Source organism: Polaromonas sp. (assembly GCF_029945685.1).
Classification (GTDB): domain Bacteria; phylum Pseudomonadota; class Gammaproteobacteria; order Burkholderiales; family Burkholderiaceae_C; genus Polaromonas.
Genome location: NZ_JAQSDA010000007.1, coordinates 98,398 through 115,257, shown reverse-complemented (window position 1 = coordinate 115,257; position 16,860 = coordinate 98,398). Strand labels below are relative to the sequence as shown.

Annotated in this window: 20 protein-coding genes; 12 read left to right on the top strand and 8 right to left on the bottom strand. The window is 64.6% G+C overall.

The annotated features are described in order from the left end of the window. The first annotated feature begins 24 nt into the window (after positions 1–24). From mnmE to PSV26_RS04500, 3 genes are all read left to right on the top strand, one after another. On the top strand, positions 25–1,473 hold the full coding sequence (gene mnmE / locus PSV26_RS04510; RefSeq protein ID WP_300568265.1) for a tRNA uridine-5-carboxymethylaminomethyl(34) synthesis GTPase MnmE: 1,449 nt from the start codon (positions 25–27) through the stop codon (positions 1,471–1,473). Positions 1,474–1,610: 137 nt separating this feature from the next. After that, entirely contained in the window at positions 1,611–2,102 is a 492-nt protein-coding gene (locus PSV26_RS04505; RefSeq protein ID WP_300568263.1) for a Crp/Fnr family transcriptional regulator, read from the top strand. A 255-nt stretch (positions 2,103–2,357) separates the two neighbouring features. Beyond that, positions 2,358–3,149, top strand: a complete 792-nt coding sequence (locus PSV26_RS04500; protein WP_300515330.1) for a hypothetical protein — start codon at positions 2,358–2,360, stop codon at positions 3,147–3,149. Positions 3,150–3,228: 79 nt separating this feature from the next. On the opposite strand, the gene PSV26_RS04495 is transcribed toward PSV26_RS04500, so the two are convergent. Genes PSV26_RS04495 through PSV26_RS04485 form a run of 3 tightly spaced genes read right to left on the bottom strand, consistent with a single transcriptional unit; the run spans position 3,229 to position 6,342 of the window. Continuing rightward, the gene (locus tag PSV26_RS04495; RefSeq protein ID WP_300515332.1) at positions 3,229–3,795 is read right to left on the bottom strand and encodes an adenine phosphoribosyltransferase; all 567 of its coding nucleotides are present in this window, start codon (positions 3,793–3,795) and stop codon (positions 3,229–3,231) included. Between the two features lie 4 nt (positions 3,796–3,799). After that, on the bottom strand, positions 3,800–4,342 hold the full coding sequence (locus PSV26_RS04490; RefSeq protein WP_300568260.1) for a histidine phosphatase family protein: 543 nt from the start codon (positions 4,340–4,342) through the stop codon (positions 3,800–3,802). Between the two features lie 14 nt (positions 4,343–4,356). Then, positions 4,357–6,342 carry a monovalent cation:proton antiporter family protein gene (locus tag PSV26_RS04485; RefSeq protein WP_300568257.1) on the bottom strand — a complete coding sequence of 662 codons (1,986 nt, stop codon included), beginning with the start codon at positions 6,340–6,342 and terminating at the stop codon, positions 4,357–4,359. A 90-nt stretch (positions 6,343–6,432) separates the two neighbouring features. Here PSV26_RS04485 and PSV26_RS04480 point away from each other — a divergent pair, with 90 nt between their 5' ends. From PSV26_RS04480 to PSV26_RS04465, 4 genes are all read left to right on the top strand, one after another. Beyond that, the gene (locus tag PSV26_RS04480) at positions 6,433–7,425 is read left to right on the top strand and encodes a KpsF/GutQ family sugar-phosphate isomerase (protein ID WP_300515338.1); all 993 of its coding nucleotides are present in this window, start codon (positions 6,433–6,435) and stop codon (positions 7,423–7,425) included. Next, positions 7,425–8,024: an HAD hydrolase family protein gene (locus PSV26_RS04475; protein WP_300568255.1), complete on the top strand. Its 600-nt coding sequence runs from the start codon at positions 7,425–7,427 to the stop codon at positions 8,022–8,024. Before PSV26_RS04480 ends, PSV26_RS04475 begins: the two co-directional genes overlap by 1 nt. Continuing rightward, the gene (gene lptC, locus PSV26_RS04470; protein WP_300515344.1) at positions 8,021–8,713 is read left to right on the top strand and encodes an LPS export ABC transporter periplasmic protein LptC; all 693 of its coding nucleotides are present in this window, start codon (positions 8,021–8,023) and stop codon (positions 8,711–8,713) included. The genes PSV26_RS04475 and lptC overlap by 4 nt, the downstream gene beginning before the upstream one ends. 63 nt (positions 8,714–8,776) lie before the next feature. Continuing rightward, a complete protein-coding gene (locus PSV26_RS04465) occupies positions 8,777–9,559 on the top strand; it encodes an SDR family oxidoreductase (protein ID WP_300568252.1) in 783 nt (260 codons plus the stop codon). 126 nt (positions 9,560–9,685) lie between these two features. Here the strand turns inward: PSV26_RS04465 and PSV26_RS04460 are convergent, their stop codons facing one another. From PSV26_RS04460 to PSV26_RS04445, 4 genes are all read right to left on the bottom strand, one after another. Continuing rightward, positions 9,686–10,105, bottom strand: coding sequence for an RNA-binding protein (locus tag PSV26_RS04460; protein WP_300515348.1), 420 nt, complete (start codon positions 10,103–10,105; stop codon positions 9,686–9,688). A 292-nt stretch (positions 10,106–10,397) separates the two neighbouring features. Beyond that, entirely contained in the window at positions 10,398–10,808 is a 411-nt protein-coding gene (locus PSV26_RS04455) for an RNA-binding protein (RefSeq protein WP_300568251.1), read from the bottom strand. A 503-nt stretch (positions 10,809–11,311) separates the two neighbouring features. Next, entirely contained in the window at positions 11,312–11,557 is a 246-nt protein-coding gene (locus PSV26_RS04450; protein WP_300515354.1) for a zf-HC2 domain-containing protein, read from the bottom strand. Positions 11,558–11,566: 9 nt separating this feature from the next. Further along, a complete protein-coding gene (locus tag PSV26_RS04445; RefSeq protein WP_300515357.1) occupies positions 11,567–12,133 on the bottom strand; it encodes a sigma-70 family RNA polymerase sigma factor in 567 nt (188 codons plus the stop codon). A 132-nt stretch (positions 12,134–12,265) separates the two neighbouring features. Here PSV26_RS04445 and PSV26_RS04440 point away from each other — a divergent pair, with 132 nt between their 5' ends. From PSV26_RS04440 to PSV26_RS04420, 5 genes are all read left to right on the top strand, one after another. Then, the gene (locus PSV26_RS04440) at positions 12,266–12,865 is read left to right on the top strand and encodes a peroxiredoxin (RefSeq protein ID WP_300515360.1); all 600 of its coding nucleotides are present in this window, start codon (positions 12,266–12,268) and stop codon (positions 12,863–12,865) included. Between the two features lie 140 nt (positions 12,866–13,005). Then, positions 13,006–13,311 carry a DUF2282 domain-containing protein gene (locus PSV26_RS04435; protein WP_300515363.1) on the top strand — a complete coding sequence of 102 codons (306 nt, stop codon included), beginning with the start codon at positions 13,006–13,008 and terminating at the stop codon, positions 13,309–13,311. A 59-nt stretch (positions 13,312–13,370) separates the two neighbouring features. Continuing rightward, entirely contained in the window at positions 13,371–14,264 is an 894-nt protein-coding gene (locus PSV26_RS04430) for a DUF692 domain-containing protein (protein ID WP_300568248.1), read from the top strand. Then, positions 14,261–15,088, top strand: a complete 828-nt coding sequence (locus PSV26_RS04425) for a putative DNA-binding domain-containing protein (RefSeq protein WP_300568245.1) — start codon at positions 14,261–14,263, stop codon at positions 15,086–15,088. Before PSV26_RS04430 ends, PSV26_RS04425 begins: the two co-directional genes overlap by 4 nt. Beyond that, the gene (locus PSV26_RS04420; protein ID WP_300568243.1) at positions 15,085–15,561 is read left to right on the top strand and encodes a DoxX family protein; all 477 of its coding nucleotides are present in this window, start codon (positions 15,085–15,087) and stop codon (positions 15,559–15,561) included. Before PSV26_RS04425 ends, PSV26_RS04420 begins: the two co-directional genes overlap by 4 nt. Before the next feature lie 84 nt (positions 15,562–15,645). Here PSV26_RS04420 and PSV26_RS04415 read toward each other — a convergent pair whose 3' ends face one another. Then, a complete protein-coding gene (locus PSV26_RS04415) occupies positions 15,646–16,848 on the bottom strand; it encodes an ammonium transporter (protein WP_300515374.1) in 1,203 nt (400 codons plus the stop codon). Positions 16,849–16,860: the final 12 nt, after the last annotated feature.

Genomic DNA, 16,860 nt, shown 5'->3' with positions numbered 1-16,860 from the left:
GCGGCCCTTTAACATGGTGCCCTCATGCTGGCCCGTCACCACGATCCCATTGTTGCCATTGCAACCGCCCCCGGCCGCGGGGCGGTGGGCATTGTGCGGCTCTCGGGCAAGAGCCTTGCGCCTGTCCTGGCGGCCCTGTGCGGCCGCACTTTGCAGCCACGCCACGCGACTTACCTGCCGTTCCTGGATATCCGTGGGCAGGTGATCGACCAGGGCCTGGCGATTTTCTTCCCGGCACCGCACTCCTACACCGGTGAAGACGTGCTTGAACTGCAGGCTCATGGCGGGCCGGTGGTGCTGCAGCTGCTGCTGGCCCGCTGCCTGGAGGCGGCGGCAGAACACGATGCCGTCACGGGCCAGCCTCGGCTCGCCGGCCTGCGCCCGGCCGAACCCGGCGAGTTCACCGAACGCGCCTTCCTGAACGACAAGATCGACCTGGCGCAGGCCGAGGCCATTGCCGATCTGATTGACGCCAGTACCGAGACCGCCGCGCGATCGGCGGCCCGTTCGCTGTCCGGGGAGTTTTCCAGAGAGGTGCATGTGCTGCTCGACCAGCTGGTGCATCTGCGCATGCTGGTGGAGGCCACCCTCGATTTCCCCGAGGAAGACATTGATTTCCTGCAGAAGGCCGATGCCCAGGGGCAGCTGACCCGCCTGCAGCAGACGCTGGCCACCGTGCTGCAGCGGACGCAGCAGGGCGCCATCCTGCGTGAGGGCATCAAGGTCGTCATTGCCGGCCAGCCCAACGCCGGCAAGAGCTCACTGCTCAATGCGCTGGCGGGTGCCGAGCTGGCCATCGTGACGCCGGTCGCCGGCACCACGCGCGACAAGGTCAGCGAACTGATCCAGATCGACGGGGTGCCCCTGCATGTGGTGGATACCGCCGGCTTGCGCGACAGTTTGCTGCCCGAAGTCGACGAGGTCGAAAAAATCGGCATTGAGCGCGCCTGGACGGAAATCCAGAGTGCGGATGCCGTGCTGTTCCTGCACGACCTGACGCGCCAGCACACGCCTGCAGACCTGCGCATTGCCATGAACTACCTCGCGGCGGACGCAGAAATCGAGGCCGCCATAACCGACCGGCTGCCTGCCAACACACCGGTGATCGATGTCTGGAACAAGTCCGACATGGCCGGTGCCGACGTGCTGGCCGCAGTTTCTACCGGCGTGCTTATTTCCGCCAAGACCGGCGCCGGCTTGCAGCAGCTGCGCCAGCAGTTGCTGCAAGTGGTGGGCTGGCAGGCCGCGCCCGAAGGCGTGTTCATGGCCCGCGAGCGCCATGTGCGGGCGCTGCGCCGGGTCGAGACACAACTTGTGCGGGCTGCTGCCCAGCTGCAGGCACCGGCGCCTGCGCTGGATCTGCTGGCGGAAGACCTGCGCCAGGCCCAGAACGCCCTGGGCGACATCACCGGACAGTTCACGACCGATGACCTGCTCGGCGAGATCTTCTCGAAATTCTGCATCGGCAAGTAGTGCACTGACGGCCGGTGTCTTGCCTTCGCTGACCGTGGCGCCGCGAAAACTGGATCTGGCTTGCCGGTGTATCAGGTGTAAAGGGGCGTTAACGTCCCTTGCGGCAAGGCACCGGCGAAGGGTATCTTCCGTCCATCATGAACGCCCCACTCCCGACTTCAGCCCGCTTTGACATCCAGGGGTTGGTCAATGCCATGGCGCACAGCCATGCCAGCGACGCCTTGCGCTGCCAGCTCACCGCTCAGCAGTGGGAGGTTCTGGCCGGCTACATGCAGCCTTTCGCGCTGCAAGCAGGGCAGTCGCTGATCGAGCAGGGTTCTGCGGACCAGACCCTGTATTTTGTCGAGAGCGGAACATTGAGCGTTCACTACCAGGACGAGAAGGGCCGGGTACGACTGGCGATGGTGGCAGCGGGCTCGCTGGTGGGTGAAGGTGCTTTTTTCTCGCGCCTGCCGCGCAACGCCACCGTGCAGGCGTCCAACGCCTGCCAACTCTGGTGCCTCACGGCGATTCGTTTCAAGGAGCTGTCCAACCGGAACAGCCCGATCGCGCTGGAGTTGTGTCTGGGCTTGGGCGGGGTGTTGGCCAAGCGGCTGTACAACCGTCCCAAGCGTGTAGCCGTCACCTGAGGGCGCTGGGTCGTGACCCGTGGTGGCGCCACCACAAGAGTGGGCGCACGCAAGACCCCGGCGGTGCATTCAGGTGGCCATAGCGTGATTTATTGCAGGGAAAGGCGCCAGGACGTATGAGCGGTACCTTCCGGCCGCCCGGCGCGGGCTGTCTTGACAAGAGGACTCAGTAAACTAGACCATGAAAGTTGCAGGTCCCCTGCAACACCGCCCCGATCGCTGCTTGCGCAGCCATCATTTTGCAGGCGCCAGTCGATGTCATTTTTCAGTTGGTTTTCCGGTACCTCCAGCAACGAACGGCATGCCTCCCCCAAGGCGCGGCCCGATGTCGACAGTTCGGGTCTGACGCGCGACGAGCGTACCCGGCCGGTAGCGGGCGCGCGACCCAGGGCTTCGGTGCCCACACCTCTTAAGACCGGCGAACTCGGGGGCGAGCAGAAATCCCAGCGGCACGCCAAGAGGGAGTTGCTGTATGCCGCCGTGCGCGAGGCCATGATCCGCGCCGGCGTCCTGTCGGCCAGCTACAAATTCAAGGTGTTGTCGCTGGACCCGCGTGGTGACCAGTTCATGGTCATGATGGACCTGGCGCAGGAGTTCGGCGGGCAGACCGATCGACTGGCGGAAATCGAGGTGATGATCGCCCAGAGCGCCAAGTCGCGTTACAACATCCGCGTGACGGCCGTCTACTGGCGCATGAACGAGCTGGTGGCAATCGGCCGCCCCCAGCCCAGCGCCCAGGGGGCCCGGTCCCACAGCGCGCCCGCCGCGGTGGCCGTTGCTGTTGTTGCCGCCGCCGAGACGGCGGTTGCGGCTCCGGTCGCTTCGCGTTATGAACCCATCCAGGCCGACGAAGTGGCCGCTTTCAAGCAGGCCCTGGCCGCCGCGTCCGCCAGTGGCGGAGCAGCGCCGGTGGCGGCAAAAGGCGTGACCACCCGCAGCGGCCCGCATTCCTACACCCTGCTCACGGGTTTTGAAGACACCGAGATGCCGGAGTCCCCCGCCTCGGTGCCGGCGCTCAGCGCCACCCAGTACGGCGACCTGGTTTAGGAAACATTCAATATTTTCGGGCTTCAGCCCTTGTTGGGCGGGCGCGAACAGCTATAGAAATGATAGTGTCCAGCCGGTCTCAGTGACCGGCGAAGTCCACCAGGGTGAACAGCGGCAGACCGGCCGCACGCAGTTTGGCGGAGCCGCCCAGCTCCGGCAGGTCCACGATGGCAGCGCCTTCGGTGACACGGGCGCCCAGTTTCTCCAGCAGCTTTTTCCCGGCCATCATGGTGCCGCCGGTGGCGATGAGGTCGTCGATCAGCAGCACTTTGTCCCCTGTCTTGACCGCGTCAGTGTGCAGTTCGACAGTGGCGCTGCCGTATTCCAGTTCGTAGGTTTCCTGCACGGTGGTGAAAGGCAGTTTGCCTTTTTTGCGGATCGGCACAAAACCGATGTTGAGCTCGTAAGCCACGACCGCTCCCAGAATGAAGCCGCGGGCATCCAGCCCGGCCACCACGTCGGGGCGCAGCGCCGGATCCATGTAGCGGTGCACAAAGGCGTCAATCAGCACACGGAACACTTTCGGGTCCTGCAGCAGCGGCGTGATGTCGCGAAACTGGACACCGGGTGTCGGCCAGTCGGGCACGGTGCGGATGTGGCTGCGGAGATAGGGGCCGAAATCGAATGCGTCGCGGTTGGAGGGCATGGGTCTAGCCAAAAGTGCTGCGGGCCACCATTTTGCCTCTTGCGTCGACCACCAGGCCCTCTCCCATCGCCATGCCTTCACCGGTCAGCGCAGTCATGTTGACCTGGTGGGTGACCCATACCTCGAATTGGCCCGCCGGGACGCGGCGCAGTGCAGCGCGCAATTGCGCGGTCTGGGTTTCCCCGCCGCCCGACCCGAAAAAGGAATTGAGCGCCGGCCAGACCTGATGACGGCCGAAGGCCAGATCGGCCGTGTCCTTGCACCGGCACCAGGCGCTGGACCGGACGGTGCGGGGCAACAGGCCGCGGGACGTGAACCACTGGCCGATACGCCCGGCCTGCAGGCGCCCTTCTTCGCTGAGGTTGCGCTGCGTGCTGCACTGGTCAAGGCGAAAGTCCGGCGGGTCGCCGATGCCGGGCACGGTCTGCGCATGCCGCAGCAACACCACGCAGGCGCCGGCGAGAAGGCGGGCCGCGAGCGGGTCGGTTTGCGCGCTTGCCGCCCAGGGGGTGATCAGCAGTACGCCGGTGAAAAGTCGTCGGTCCATCAGCATGAGAGCGTTCAGCCGCGTAGAAGTTTCTGCTCGGCCAGCGCCAGCGCTTCGGAGTTGCCCGACAGAACCAGCGTGTCGCCGCCTTCGAGCAGCGTGTTGTCCAGCGCTTCCAGGGTCTTGCCGCCGCCCCGGCGCAGGCTGACCACGCGCACACCCGTCGCGTGCAGGGCAAACTCGCTCAATGGCCGGCCGGCCGACTTGATGCCCAGCGGCAGCGTGACGGTGGACAGGCGTTCCTGTTCCAGGTCGCCGGTGGTGTCGTCATCAGCGCCGCGGAAGTAGCCGCGCAGCAGGTTGTAGCGTGCATCGCGCTGGTCCTGCACCACGCGGATCACGCGGCGCATGGGCACGCCCACCAGTGCCAGCGCATGGCTGGCCAGCATCAGGCTGGCTTCGATGGCTTCGGGCACCACCTCGGTGGCGCCGGCGGCCTGCAGTTTTTCCAGGTCGCGGTCGTCCACCGTGCGCACAATCACGGGCACGGTGGGCGCATGGGCACGGATGTTGGCCAGCACCTTGAGCGCACTGGCGGTGTCCAGGTAAGTCACCACCACGGCGCTGGCGCGCGCCAGGCCGGCCGCCATCAGTGACTGCAGCCGCACGGCGTCGCCGAACACCACCGAATCGCCGGCGGCGGCCGCCTGGCGCACCCGGTCCGGGTCAAGGTCCAGCGCGATGTAGGGGATGCCTTCGCGCTCCAGCATGTGGCCCAGGTTCTGGCCGCAGCGACCGTAGCCGCAGACGATCACGTGCCGGTCGGTGTTGATGGCCTTGCGCGCAATCGTGGTCATCTGCAGCGACTGCTGCAGCCACTCGCTGGAAACCAGTTTCATCACGATGCGGTTGCTGTACATGATGATGAAAGGCGTGGCCAGCATCGACAGCACCATGCTGGCCAGGATGGGGTTGAGCAGCGATGGGGGAATCAGGTTGTTGCCCTGCGCCAGCGTCAGCAGCACAAAGCCGAACTCGCCGGCCTGCGCCAGGTACAGGCCGGTGCGCAGTGAGGCGCCGGCGGTGGCGCCCAGAGCGCGGGCCAGCGCCGTGATCATCACCAGCTTGAACAGCACCGGCACGGTCAGCAGCAGCAGCACCAGCGGCCAGCGTTCGAGCACCAGGCGCCAGTCCAGCATCATGCCGATGCTGATGAAAAACAGGCCGAGCAACACGTCATGAAAAGGCCGGATATCGGTTTCCACCTGGTGCTTGAATTCGGTTTCCGAGATCAACATGCCCGCGATGAACGCGCCGAGTGCCAGGCTCAGTCCGGCCAGCTCGGTGAGCCAGGCCAGCGCCAGCGTGACCAGCAGCAGGTTCAGCACAAACAGCTCGTCGCTTTTGCGCCTGGCCACCAGCGTGAGCCACCAGCGCATGACGCGCTGCCCGCCAGTCAGCAGCAATCCGACCAGCACCGTTGCCTTGAGCCCGGCAACGGCCAGCGCCATCAGCAGCTTGTCGGGGGAGGCGCCCAGCGCGGGGATCAGTACCAGCAGCGGCACCACAGCCAGATCCTGGAACAGCAGGACGCCCACCACGCGCTTGCCGTGTTCCGAATCGAGCTCGAGCCGCTCGGACAGGAGCTTGACCACCACGGCCGTGCTGCTCATGGCCACGGCGCCGGAGAGCGCCAGCGCCGTCTGCCACGGCATCTTCCAGAGCGTGGGTGCCAGCGACGCCAGGAACAGGGAGCCGACCGTGGCCAGCACGATTGTTGACACGACCTGGAGCATGCCCAGGCCGAAGACGTGACGCCGCATGGAACGCAGCTTGGGCAGGTTGAACTCCAGCCCGATCACGAACATCAGGAAAACCACGCCGAATTCGCCGAGATGACGCACACCATCGGAGTTTTTCGCCAGCGCCAGCGCGTTCGGGCCAATCACCACGCCGACCGCCAGGTAACCCAGCATGGGCGGCAACTTGAAGAAGCGGCAGGCGACCACGCCCAGCACAGCAGCCAGCAAGTACAGCAGTGTGAGTTCGAGCGCGGTCATGCTTTGATGGTAGCCGATGGGTGTCTTCTCCCCCGGGTAGCCAGCGGACAGGGCAGGCCCCGATCCGGTGCGGCTCTATAGAATGCAGGCATGAGCTTTGATCCCGCGAAATTCGACGCTGCGCAAGCGCTGGCACTGGCCCACAGAACCTTTGACATTGAAGCCGCTGCCGTGCTCGGGCTGAAGACCCGGGTCGGCCCCGAGTTCGCACGCGCTGTCGAGGTCATGCTGGCTTGCAGGGGCCGGGTCGTGGTGATGGGCATGGGCAAAAGCGGCCACATCGGGCGGAAAATTTCTGCCACCCTGGCCTCAACCGGCACGCCGGCGATGTTTGTGCATCCGGCCGAGGCCAGTCATGGTGACCTCGGCATGGTGGCCCCGGGCGATGTGGTGCTGGCGATTTCCTACTCGGGTGAGGTGGATGAACTGGCGGCCATCCTGCCGGCCCTGAAGCGGATCGGCGTCACGTTGCTGGCCATGACTGGCCGCTCCGACTCGACGCTCGCACAGCATGCCGACATCGTCCTGATCAGCGCGGTTGACCTGGAGGCCTGTCCGCTCAATCTTGCGCCCACGGCCAGCACCACGGCGCAGTTGGCGCTCGGTGATGCGTTGGCGGTGGCCCTGCTCGATGCGCGCGGCTTCAGGGAAGAAGACTTTGCCCGTTCCCATCCCGGCGGCGCGCTGGGGCGCAAGCTGCTGACGCATATCGACGATGTGATGCGAACCGGCGAGGCGGTGCCGGCGGTCGGCCTGCAGGCCGGTTTTACGGAACTGATGCGCGAGATGAGCAACAAGGGCCTGGGTGCTTCGGCCATCGTGGATGATGCGCGCCGGGTGCGCGGCATTTTCACCGACGGTGATTTGCGCCGGCTGATTGAAAAAGGGGTGGATTTGCGGACCAGCAAGGCCGCCGATGTCATGCATCCCGACCCGCGCACCCTGCGCGCCGGCGCCCTGGCTGTGGAGGCGGTGGCGCTGATGGAGCAGTACCGCATCACCAGCGTGCTGGTGGTGGACGGCGCGGGTGTCTTGTGCGGCGCCCTCAACAGCAACGACTTGCTGCGTGCGAAGGTGATCTGATGGGATCGGTGCCGGCCTTGAACTTCGCGGCTGAACTGCTGCTGCGCGCGCAGAATATCAAGGTGGCGTTCTTCGATGTCGATGGCGTGCTGACCGACGGGGGACTTTATTTCGGCGAATATCCGGAAGGCGACCCCCGGGCGACGCCGCAGGTCGGCTTCAATGCCGCGGGCGAGACCCTCAAGCGCTTCAATTCGCTCGACGGCCATGGCCTGAAATTGCTCCAGCGTGCCGGCATCACCCCGGCGGTGATCACCGGGCGCGACAGCGCGGTGCTGCGGACCCGGTTGCAGGCCCTCGGCATCGTGCATGCCCACTTCGGAACCGAAGACAAACGCCCGGCCGCCGAGATCACCCTGAAAGAGCTCGGACTGGACTGGTCACAAGCCGCGTTCATGGGCGACGACTGGCCCGATCTGCCGGTGATGCGCCGCGTTGCCTTGAGCTGCGCGCCCGCCAACGCGCATGCGGAGGTCAAGGCCCTGGCCACGCATGTCACCGAGGCCCGCGGCGGCGACGGTGCCGTGCGCGAGTTCTGCGACCTGTTGATGGTGGCCAGCGGCCGTTACGCGGCCTTGCTGCAGGAGTACACCGCGTGATGGCTGCCAACGCCTTCCCGGGTCCTTCTGCGCCTGTGGTTCCGGCCTGGCGCAGCGCGCTGGACAGGGCGTCCCTGCTGTGGGAGCGTACGGCCATCTATATCCCGGTGCTGATGATGGGCGTGCTGGCACTGGGCACTTACTGGCTGGTTAGAAACACGCCCGCCTCGCTGGCGCCGGAAGGCCAGAAAGCGGTCAGCGCCGAGCCGGACTACTATCTGCGCAAGTTCGGCATCAAGACCTTTGACGATGCGGGGCGGCTCAAAAGCGATGTCTCGGGCGCCGAACTGCGCCACTACCCGGACACCGACACGCTGGAGATCGACAAGGCGCTGATCCGCAGCTACAGCCTCGAGGGCCGGTTGACGACCTCGACCGGCAACCGGGCGCTGACCAATGCCGACGGCTCGGAAGTCCAGCTCATCGGCAATGCACGCGTGGTGCGTGAAGCGGCCGTGGATGCGGCTGGCCGTGAGATTCCGCGACTTGAATTCCAGGGAGAGTTCCTGCACGTGTTTGTGAATGAGGAGCGTGCGAAGTCGCACCTGCCGGTGGTCATCACACGCGGAAGCGACCAGTTCGCCGGGGACACCTTTGCCTATGACAATCTTGAGCGGGTGGCTGACCTCAAGGGGCGGGTCAAAGGCGTGCTGGTGCCGCGCAAAGCCCCCGCGGGCGGCGCGCCCTGAAGGGCGGCCGGCGGCTGTCTTCAAAAATAGAGCCGGCCTGTTCAAGCCCGGCAGGAGTTGTTCATGTCCAGACTTGTTTTCATCACCGGCGCCTCCAGCGGCATCGGCCAGGCCCTGGCCCTGCGCTTTTTTCAGGCCGGTTACCGGCTGGCACTCGTGGCACGCCGTACTCGCGAAGTGGAAACGTGGGTGCAGGCTCATGGAATAAGCGCCAACAGCTATAAAATCTATAGCGCCGACGTGTCGGACAGCAGCAGCATTGTGGCGGCTGGGCGGGATTGCATTGCGGCCCAGGGCGTGCCGGATGTGGTGATCGCCAACGCCGGCGTCAGCATTGGCATGGACACGGCAGTGCGCGAGGACCTGGAGGTGATGGCGCAGACGTTTGCCACCAACAACATCGGCCTGGCGGCGACTTTTCATCCTTTTGTGGATGCCATGGTGCAGCGGGGCTCGGGCGCGCTGGTGGGCATGGCGAGCGTGGCAGGTATTCGCGGCTTGCCTGGCCACGGCGCCTACTGTGCCAGCAAGGCGGCAGTCATCGCGTACTGCGAGAGCTTGCGTGGCGAGCTGCGGCCTTCGGGCGTGAAGGTTGTGACCCTGTGTCCCGGCTACGTCGACACGCCGCTGACGCAGAAGAACCGCTACGCCATGCCGTTTCTGATGCAGCCAGAGGCGTTTGCCGACAAGGCTTTCGCAGCCATTGAGGCAGGTACCGGTTACCGCGTGATTCCCTGGCAGATGGGCGTGGTGGCCAAGCTGCTGCGCCTGTTGCCCAATGGCCTGTTTGACAAGGCCCTGGCGGGCCGGCCGCGCAAACATCGGCAGCCGGAAAAGCCGCTGTGACGCTACAAAATCAATAGCTGTATGCGCCCGCGTATCAAGGGCCGCCATGCAAAAAGGCTTCAAAACCGAAGTCTTGAAGCCTTTTAAAGCTGTCTTCAGCCGAAGCTGAAGAGTCAGGGGGAGGGCTTAGTAGCCGCCGCGTCCACCGCCAGAGCCGCCACCACCGTAGCCGCCACCGCCGGAACGGCCACCACCGCCGCCGCCGCCGTAACCACCACCGCCGCCGCCACCACCGTAGCCGCCGCCACCACCACTACCGCCGCCGAAGCCGCCACCGCCAGTGCGTGGAGGACGAGCTTCCATCGGACGGGCTTCGTTGACGACCACGCTGCGACCACCCAGGGGCTGGCCGTTCATGCCGGCAATGGCTGCCTGCGCTTCGGCATCGCTGCCCATTTCCACAAAGCCAAAGCCCTTGGAGCGACCAGTGTCGCGCTCCATCATGACTTTAGCGCTGGTGACAGCGCCAAACTGGCCGAAAGATTGTTGCAGGTCTTCGTCGCGGACGGAATAAGGCAGATTGCCGACGTAAAGTTTGTTGCCCATGAAGGGACTCCTCTAAAACACAATAATAAAAGCGATGGAGTCCCGAAAGCACAACAAATCTTCAAACGTACCGCTGTAGCGCGCGAAACTGACCGATCACCTAACCTGTATGGATTTATACCCACACCCGTGCATTATGCGCCAGATATGAATAAAGCCAACAAAATTGATGGAAAATCGATCGTTGATTGAGGCCAAAGTCAAGTGCTCCATGCAAAAAGGCTCCAAAACCGGGGTTTTGAGGCCTTTAGAAGCTGTCTTCAGCCGCAGCTGAAGAGGCTGGAGTCAGGGCTTAGTAGCCGCCGCGCCCACCGCCAGAACCGCCACCCCCGGAACGGCCGCCGCCGTAAGGACTGCGGAAACCACCGTCGCCCCCACCGCCGCCGCCACCGTAGCCGCCGCCACCACCACTACCGCCGCCGAAGCCGCCACCGCCAGTGCGTGGAGGACGAGCTTCCATCGGACGGGCTTCGTTGACGACCACGCTGCGACCACCCAGGGGCTGGCCGTTCATGCCGGCAATGGCTGCCTGCGCTTCGGCATCGCTGCCCATTTCCACAAAGCCAAAGCCCTTGGAGCGACCAGTGTCGCGCTCCATCATGACTTTAGCGCTGGTGACAGCGCCAAACTGGCCGAAAGATTGTTGCAGGTCTTCGTCGCGGACGGAATAAGGCAGATTGCCGACGTAAAGTTTGTTGCCCATGAAGGGACTCCTCTAAAACACAATAATAAAAGCGATGGAGTCCCGAAAGCACAACAAATCTTCCAACGTACCGCTGTAGCGCGCGAAACTGACCGATCACCTGGCTGGTGTGGACTCGCATCCACAGCCTTTATGTTATGCGGCCGGGCCCGGGGAAGACAAGCAAATATTGCCTTCGCCGCACCTGCTCGACCCGCGTCCACATGGGGCTGGCGGGCGGTCTTGCCCTGCAGCGCGAGCGCTGGCGTGCGGGTTGGAGGCGCGGTGCACCCATAGACGTCTCTTGAGGACGTGAAAGAACGTTGATTTTCAATCAGAAAACGGGAAGTTTGTACCCACTTGTACTATCCAAGGGGCCGATCGGGGGCGTGTTTCAACGGAGGCGTAAAGAAACGAATTTTTACGCTGTTCACACCAGCAAGCGGCTCTCGCGAGGGCTCACACTCGCGCTCGCCACTCGCCACGAACGCCGGGCGGCTGGTTCGCAACGCGGCGCGTTGCCATCAGTCAGGCCGCTGGAGGCCTTCCGTGTCCGGGCTTTCGGTTTCGCCTGCATAGTTGCGCCAGCGGCCCATCGCCAAGCGCATGGTGAGCAGCTGGTTTTCAAATTGCGGGCAGGCCTTGCAGGCCAGCAGGTGCAGACGCAAGGCAACGGTATCGGCCAGGCGCAAAGCGCGGTCCTCACGGGCCACCAGCAAGGCCGCGGCCTGTTTGCAGGTGCGCCTGAGGGGAAGGGACTGGATTTTCATGCCGGTCATTCAGTGGGGGTGTTGGCCAAACCAGTGAATGGCCAGACATTCGCGCAAGCGCAGGCGCGCACGGTGGAGTTGGACATATAAATTGGTCGGCGTGAGCGAGAGTTCCTTACAGACTTCTTCGCAGGAAAGTTCCAGCCATTCGCGCATCAGGAACAAGCGCCCCAGAGCAGGGGGCAGCCGCTCGACGCAGGCATCCAGGACCTTGAAGAACTGGCTTTGCGCCAGGGTTTGCTGCGGATCGCCCCAGTTACCGGGCGGGCTGGCGAAATGGCCGTCACGCTGGAAGACGAGCTTGTCCAGTTCGTCCGCGTCGTCGTCGGCCCCGTGGTCGGGCAACGAGACCTCCCGCGCGTGGCTGCGAATCAGGTCGACAACCTTGTGCTTGAGGATGCCGACCAGCCAGGTCTTGAGCTGTGAACGGTTGCCAAACGATTGCGGTCTGGACAGGGCCGCCAGCAGGGTCTCCGAAACGGCGTCTTCGGCCCAGGCATCGTTGCGCAGCTGCAGCCGCGCAAACCGCATGAGGTAGATACGGTGTTCAACCAGTTGCTCTTCGAAGGTGGCCATGGATGGCGAGTCTAGCCGCACGGCGGCGCGGGCGCGGCAAAAAATTGCAGAAAGAGCCGTAAGAACGCCGCCTGCCCTGCGACTAACATAGGCAACAAACGCCCTGTTTTTGCAACCAACAAGGAAACCATCATGGGCTTCGCCTGTCACCTACCACCACCCGTCACCGGTTATGGCGTTGCGCATCCCGGCCGAAGCTTGCGGGGCCTGGGGGCGATGGCCCTCCTCTCGCTGGGGATCGCCGCGCCCGCCCTGGCGCAGACAGCGCCGACCGCTCCCAAGGCGGAACGTGTTGCAGCGGCGCCGGCCGCCGCACCCCCACAGATCGAAGGAAAAACAGTGGAGGGCATGCCGTTCAGGCTGTCTTCGCTCAAGGGCAGGGTGGTGCTGGTGCTGTACTGGTCCACCGGCTGTGCCGTCTGCCGCGACAAGATGCCCGAGCTGCGAACGAACTACGAAGGCTGGGCCGGCAAGCCCTTCGAGCTGGTGGCGGTGAGCACCGACGCGCGCATGAAAGACCTGCTGGACTACGAGAACATCATCTCGCGCACCGTGCCGACCCGCCAGCGGTTTGTGCAGCTCTGGGCCGGTGACAGCAGCTACCGCGACAACCTGGGCCAGCACGCGCAACTGCCCGCGGGTTACCTGGTCGACAAGTCCGGAAAAATCGTGGAGCGTTATGTGGGCCGGATCCCGCCTGAGGCCTGGGACCGGATTGCCGACTTGCTGTAGCCTTCCGCGTATTTTCCCGGGGGGGCAAAAAGAATCCTGTAAGAAAGCCCGGGGTCGCAGGACCAACCCTTAACCAGACAGAGAAACAACATGGGTCTGGTTGGGATTTTTAACCTGTTCAAACCCACTGGAGATTTCAAATGAACCAACGCGCCCTGATTGCTGCAGCCGCCGCTTCCCTGCTGTCCACCTTGCTGGTGGCCACACCCGCCGTCGCTCAGGAAAAAGAAAAATGTTACGGCATCGCCAAGGCCGGCCAGAACGATTGCGCCAACCTGAGTGGCACGCATTCCTGCGCTGGCCAGTCCAAGGTCAGCGATGACGCCAACGAGTGGAAATACGTCGCCAAAGGCTCGTGCGCCAGCATGAAGGGCATGACGGCCGACCAGGCCAAGATGAAGGGCAAGGCCATGATGGACAAGCCGATGATGGACAAAAAAAGCTGATCGACCGGATCGCCCTTTTTTTGACCTGATGTGATGAGACGAAGCGGCGAGTGCTCACCATGAACCGTTTCTCACCCGTCGTCAGCCCGGTGCCCGGCAAGGTCGGCATCGGCTGGCGGCACCCGCATTATGCGGAGCTGCTGGAAACGCGCCCGCCGCTGGATTTTCTCGAGGTGCATTCGGAAAATTTTTTTGCCGACGGCGGCGCCGCAATCGCGTTGCTTGAGCAGGCCCGCGCCGCCTACCCCATCAGCCTGCATGGCGTCGGCCTGGCACTGGGCTCGGCTGTGGGCGTGGACTCCTGGCACCTGGAGCAACTGGCGCGCCTGGCAGAACGCATAGCGCCGGTTCGCATCAGCGACCACGCCTGTTTTGCGCGTGGTGCTGTCAATGGCCGGAACGTGCATGCTGGCGACCTGCTGCCTGTCCCTTTCAACCAGGAGTCGCTGGCGGTGTTCTGCCGCAATCTGCAGCAAGTGCAGGAGCGGCTCAAACGGCCCTTGTTGGTGGAGAACCTGTCGGCCTACCTCACGCTCGCGGGCAGCGACCGCAGCGAGACCGATTTCCTCTGCGAGCTGGTGCAGCGCACCGGCTGCGGCCTGCTGGTGGACGTGAACAATATTTACGTCAATGCGCTCAACGCGCGCATCGCCGGCGGGCAGGATGCGCCCGATCCGCTGCGCGCCTGCGAGCACTGGCTGGACCAACTGCCTGCCGCCGCGGTGGGCGAGATCCATCTGGCCGGCCACTGCGTGATGGACGACATCGTCATCGATGACCACGGCAGCCGCGTGGCCCCCGAGGTGTGGCAGCTGTATGCCCATGCCATCGCGCGTTTCGGTGGGCCGCCTGCGCTGATCGAATGGGACACCGCCATCCCGCCGCTGGCGGTGCTGCTGGGCGAGGCCGAACGTGCGCGTTTGCTGAACCAGCCAGCGGAGATGTCGACATGAGCGTCTGCGTCGGCCTGGCGGCGCAGCAGCAGGCCCTGCTGCAGGCGCTGTACCGACCGCGCCATGCAGATGCTATGGAAATAATAGCTGCCTGCGCCCATGTCGAGGGGGCTGAAGGTCAAAAATATCTTGAACGTGGGCTGCAGGCCTATCGCAGCAACGGCCACGCGCTGGCGCAGCGCGCGCTGGCCGCTGCCTACCCGGTGGTGGGCGAACTGCTGGGTGAGGAGAACCTTGTCGCCCTGTCGCGCCACTTCTGGCAACGCTGTCCGCCGGCGCGCGGCGACATGGCGCAGTGGGGCGACGGTTTCGCGGCCTTCCTCGACTCGCTGGTCGACCTGCTGCGCGAGGAGCCTTACCTGCCCGACGTGGCGCGTGTCGAATGGGCCCTGCATGTGGCCGCAACGCAGGCCGATGGCCGGGCCGACATCGGCTCCCTGGCACTGCTGGAAAGCGGCGATCCGGCCGCGCTGACGCTGCAGCTGTGCCCAGGCGCGGCGCTGCTGACCAGTGATTTTCCGGTGGTCAGCCTCGTGCTGGCGCATCTGAGTGGAACGCCGTCGCTGCGGCAGGCGGCAGAGCGCCTGCATGACCGCGTGAAAGAAACGGCGCTGGTCTGGCGACAGGGCCTGAAGCCGGCGCTACGGCAGGCGCAGCCGGGCGAGGCCTTGTTTGTCGGGGTGCTCCAGCAAGGCCGCTCGCTGGCCGCTGCCCTGTCCGCCGCGCCAGGATTCAACTTCACGGCATGGCTCGCGCAGGCGGTGCACACCGGCCTGCTGCTGGGCGTTCGCCCTGTTATTTCTCCAGAAAGGGACACACCATGAACACCCCCCCCTCGGCCCCACAAAAAGTGCTGGGCCTCTGGCGCCGCTTCAGTGCGGCGCTCGATCTGCTGCAGCCTGCCGCCGCGCTGGCGGCGCGCCTTTACCTGGCCCAGGTGTTTTTTCTGTCGGGCCTGACGAAGCTGCGCGACTGGGACACCACGCTGGCCCTGTTCACCGATGAATACAGGGTCCCGCTGCTGCCACCGGCGGTAGCGGCGATCGCCGGAACAGCCGGCGAGCTGGTACTGCCAATGCTGCTGGTGCTGGGTCTGGCGGGCCGTTTTTCGGCGCTGGGCCTGTTCGTCGTGAATGCGGTCGCGGTGATCTCGCTCAGCGAGATCGCACCAGCCGCCCTGCAGCAGCATGTGTTCTGGGGCGCGTTGCTGGCGGGGCTGGCGATTTACGGTGGAGGGCCATGGTCGATGGACCGCTGGCTGGCGCCCTTGCTGCAGCGCGCTTGCCGAACCCCATAGGTCAAATCGGCCAGCAGTCCAACAGGGGTCTGCGCCAACAGCTATAAATTCAGGAGCAAATAACAGCGGCTGGTCTTCGGCGCATCACCAGTTGACCTCGCGATCCGGCGTGGCGCCGATGCGGTGGATCGACAGGTCGGCGCCCTCGTATTCCTCTTCCTGGCTCAGGCGCAGGCCCAGGGTGGCCTTGATCAGGCCGTAGACGACAAAGCCCGCCAGCAGCGCCCAGCCCACACCCATGACCGTGCCGATCAGCTGCGCGCCGAGGTGCACGCCGCCCAAGCCGCCCAGCGCCTTGCTGCCGAAGATGCCCGCAGCGATGCCGCCCCAGGCGCCGCACAGGCCGTGCAGCGGCCAGACGCCCAGCACGTCGTCGATCTTCCAGCGGTTCTGTGTCAAGGTGAACATCACGACAAACACGGCGCCGGCGACACCGCCGGTGACCAGCGCGCCCAGCGGGTGCATCAGGTCGGAGCCGGCACACACGGCCACCAGCCCGGCCAGCGGGCCGTTGTGCACAAATCCGGGGTCGTTTTTGCCGAGTACCAAGGCCGCCAGCGTGCCGCCCACCATGGCCATCAGCGAGTTGACCGCCACCAGGCCGGAGATATTGGCGATGGTCTGCGCACTCATGACGTTGAAGCCGAACCAGCCGACCGTCAGGATCCACGCACCCAGCGCGAGAAAAGGAATGCTCGACGGCGGATGCGCCGAGATGCCGCCGTCCTTGCGGTAGCGGTTGCTGCGTGCGCCCAGCAGGATCACCGCCGGCAGCGCCAGCCAGCCGCCGACCGCATGAACCACGATGGAGCCGGCGAAGTCATGGAACTCGGCGCCGGTCAGGGCCTTGATCCAGGCCTGCACGCCGAAGTGCTGGTTCCAGACAATGCCCTCGAAAAACGGATAGACAAACCCGACGATCACGGCGGTGGCCAGCAGCTGCGGGTAAAAGCGTGCGCGTTCGGCGATGCCGCCGGAAATGATGGCGGGAATGGCTGCGGCAAAGGTCAGCAGGAAGAAGAACTTGACCAGCTCATAGCCGTTTTTGGCGGCCAGCACGTCGGCGCCGACAAAAAAGCTGGTGCCATAGGCCACGCCGTAACCGACGACGAAATACACCACGGTGGACACCGAGAAGTCCACCAGAATCTTGACCAGGGCATTGACCTGGTTTTTCTTGCGGACCGTGCCGAGCTCCAGAAAAGCAAAACCGGCATGCATGGCCAACACCATGATGCCACCCAACAAAATGAACAAGGCATCCGAGCCCTGTTTTAGTGCGTCCATAAGCCCCTCTTT